The 3,166-nt window shown below is 29.7% G+C and carries 4 protein-coding genes; all 4 read right to left on the bottom strand.

Annotated elements, in window-relative coordinates; translation table 11 throughout:
* A partial coding sequence (locus JJE11_RS17065; protein ID WP_291637790.1) for a histidine kinase dimerization/phospho-acceptor domain-containing protein occupies nucleotides 1-1,224 on the bottom strand: 1,224 nt, incomplete at its 3' end.
* Nucleotides 1,225-1,226: 2 nt separating this feature from the next.
* Entirely contained in the window at nucleotides 1,227-1,922 is a 696-nt protein-coding gene (locus tag JJE11_RS17060; RefSeq protein ID WP_291637788.1) for a response regulator transcription factor, read from the bottom strand.
* A gap of 16 nt (nucleotides 1,923-1,938) precedes the next feature.
* Entirely contained in the window at nucleotides 1,939-2,652 is a 714-nt protein-coding gene (gene pgeF, locus JJE11_RS17055) for a peptidoglycan editing factor PgeF (RefSeq protein ID WP_291637786.1), read from the bottom strand.
* Between the two features lie 56 nt (nucleotides 2,653-2,708).
* Complete coding sequence (gene nrdR / locus JJE11_RS17050; RefSeq protein ID WP_291637784.1) at nucleotides 2,709-3,164, bottom strand: transcriptional regulator NrdR; 456 nt, start codon at nucleotides 3,162-3,164, stop codon at nucleotides 2,709-2,711.
* Between the last annotated feature and the right edge of the window lie 2 nt (nucleotides 3,165-3,166).

Genomic DNA, 3,166 nt, shown 5'->3' with positions numbered 1-3,166 from the left:
TATATTTGAAAGTGTTAAGATATCTGTGATTAACCTAGTTAATCTTTCAGCTTCTTCATTTATTATATTTAAAAACTTTTCCTTCGTCTCTGCATCATCAACATATTTTAAGGTTTCTGCAAACCCCTTAATAGAAGTTAGCGGCGTTTTAAGTTCATGTGAAACATTAGCCACAAATTGTGTTCTCATTTTCTCTAATTTTTTCACTTCTGTAATATCTTGAACAACAGCCACGGTTCCAATATGCTCACTTCTGTTAATTATATCTGCAGTTTTTATCCTAAGCTCTCTTTCTTTTGGCCAAACTATTTTTATTTCTTTATAATCATCATCACTTTGACGAAATATATTTTCTAATTCAAAATCTCTTATATTGTCTAAAAGATTTTGTCCTATAATATCTTTAGTGATCCCAAACATTTTTTTAGCGTATGAATTAATAATAATCACTTTATTGCATCTATCCACTGCAATTACTCCACTATCCATACTTTGGAGTATTGCCTCTAGCCTGTTTTGCTTGTCTGTAACATCATATAAAGTAGACTCTAGTTTATCAGCCATTTCATTGAAATTTTTAGCTAGTTTACCTATTTCTCCATCTGATAATATGTTAGCTCTCCTATGAAATTCTCCCTTACTAATTCTTGAAGTAATAAAAATCAAGTCCGTAATGGGTTTTACAACAATATAAGATAGCTTTAGAGAAAACCAAATTGACATTACGGCTGAAAAAATTATAGCCAATAGGTAAAACCTAAAATATTTACTACCTAGCCCATTTACAATTTTAAGGGGCATAGAACTTCTAATAATAAAATCATCACCAAAAGAGGTTGCAAAATACATCATATTCTTCTCAGTAGATTTACTATATCTCATAGAAAATCCACTACCTCTTTTTCTTGCTTCTATTATTTCTTGCCTACTATTATGATTATCCATAGTTTCCATATTTATAGTTGAATCATAAATAACTTTGCCCAGTTTATCAATGTAGGTGACTCTCAGCTGCGAATAGGCTAAGTTCTCCGTAAAAAATTTTTCTTGATCGCTTATATTATTACTTTGTAATAAACTAATTATCATATTATTATTTGTTTGCAACTTATCTTTTAGATTTTGCTGATATTCGTAGTTAAAAATAGATACAAATAACACAGTTACTACTATAAATATAAAAACCACCGTACTTAACAAATATACTACTAATTTTTTTTTCATAATTATTCTCCAAAATTAAATCTATAACCTATACCCCTGATAGTCTGAATATACATTGGGTTTTTATCATCATCTTCAACTTTTTGTCTTAAATGTCTTATGTGAACATCTACAGTTCTTGTTTCTCCTACGTATTCATAACCCCATATTTTGTCTAATAGGAAGTCTCTCGTCATAACTCTACCTTTATTTTTTATTAATATCTCCAATAACTCAAATTCTTTTAATGTTAAATCAATTTTGATTTCACTTTTAATAACTTCATGCTTACCAAAGTCAATAGCTAAATTTCCTATCTTAAAAGTCTTTTCAACTGGTTGCATAGTAGTTCTTCTAAGTATTGCTTTAATTCTTGCTACCAGCTCCCTTACTGAGAAGGGTTTTGTAATATAATCATCTGCACCTAGCTCAAGTCCTATAATTTTGTCTATTTCTTCCCCTTTTGCTGTTATCATTATAATTGGCATGTTTGACATATTTGAATCTTTTCTAATTTCCTTGCATACATCCAAGCCATCCATTCCAGGTAACATTAAATCTAGTAACATCAATTGTGGTAATTGTTCTTTTGCAAGCTTTAAAGCATCTATACCGTTATCAGCACATATAACTTTATAACCACTCTTCTCCAGATTAAATTTAATTAATTCTTGTATATGTTCTTCATCATCGACAACTAATATTTTTTCGTCAGCCATGTTAATCCCTCCATATTTATTCCTTTAAATAAACAAAAGAAAACATTCTCCCTTGCTTATTAAAACTATTTCTATATGAATATAATTCATATTGTTTATTACAGGCAGTACAAGTATTGGTAGTACTAATATTTTCTTCTTTAATACCTTTTTCCGCAAGCTGTGCCAGAATGCATTTTTCTAAATCCAATTTATTAATATTACTAATAATAATATTACTATAAATATCTTCGCGAGTAAACTCTTCTATTAGTTCACTGCTAACTTCATAGCAACAGCCTCCTATATGTGGTCCTATGTAAACTCTAATATCCTTAGCTTCTGAACCATAATTTTCTTGCAGTCTTTCAATAGTTTTACTTACGATCATTGCTTTTGTACCTTTCCAACCACTATGTATTGCAGCTATCACACCATTATTTGTGTCTACTAAAATTACGGGAACACAATCTGCTGTAAACACGCCTATAGCTTCTCTTGTTCTATTTGTTATTAAAGCATCTCCATCCCTAATAGTATCATCATAATTGAAAATTAAGTCACTGTGAATTTGATTTAAATAGCCAACAGTTTGTAAATGGTAATGCGTCCTAATTTTTTCTATATTTAATAATCCTTCCTCAGTATTTTTATTAAAGTTTAATTCATCCTTTGCAGTTGAAAATAAAACCACTGCATTATCATGCTCGAACTTTATAAATTCATAATTATTAATAGCCTCAATTTCCATTAATACACCTCATTTATGATTTTGTGAAATATAAAAAAAATGCCTAAGGGCATTTTTTATTCGTTAGACATTAATTTCCGTATTTCTTCCATGAACGTGTTAATATCTTTGAATTGCCTATAAACTGAAGCAAATCTTACATAAGAAACCTCATCCACATTTTTTAATATACTCATGATAATTTCTCCTATATAATCAGATTTTACTTCTGTAAGCATTTCATTATTTAACTGTTTTTCTACTTTGTCACAAATGGCTTCAATTTGCATTCTTGATACTGGCCTCTTTTGGCAGGCCTTCATAAGACCATTTATTATTTTTGTCCTATCAAAATATTCTCTATTAGAATCCTTTTTTATTACTAAAATAGGTATATCTTCAACTTTCTCATATGTGGTATATCGTTTAAAACAACTTAGGCACTCCCGCCTTCGCCTAGTTGCAATATTATCCTCTGTTGACCTAGAGTCAACCACTTTACTTTCTTCACAACTGCAATATGGACACTTCAATG

This window comes from Clostridium sp. (assembly GCF_016650095.1).
Lineage (GTDB): Bacteria > Bacillota > Clostridia > Clostridiales > Clostridiaceae > Clostridium_AD.
The sequence above is the reverse complement of the archived record's forward strand: the minus strand, read 5'-3'. Positions and strand labels throughout refer to the sequence as shown.

What these genes read in the sequence shown, in the direction of transcription:
- pgeF (WP_291637786.1), bottom strand. Translation starts at nt 2,652, where the DNA reads ATGGAAATTGAGGCTATTAATAATTATGAATTTATAAAGTTCGAGCAT.
- JJE11_RS17060 (WP_291637788.1), bottom strand. Translation starts at nt 1,922, where the DNA reads ATGGCTGACGAAAAAATATTAGTTGTCGATGATGAAGAACATATACAA.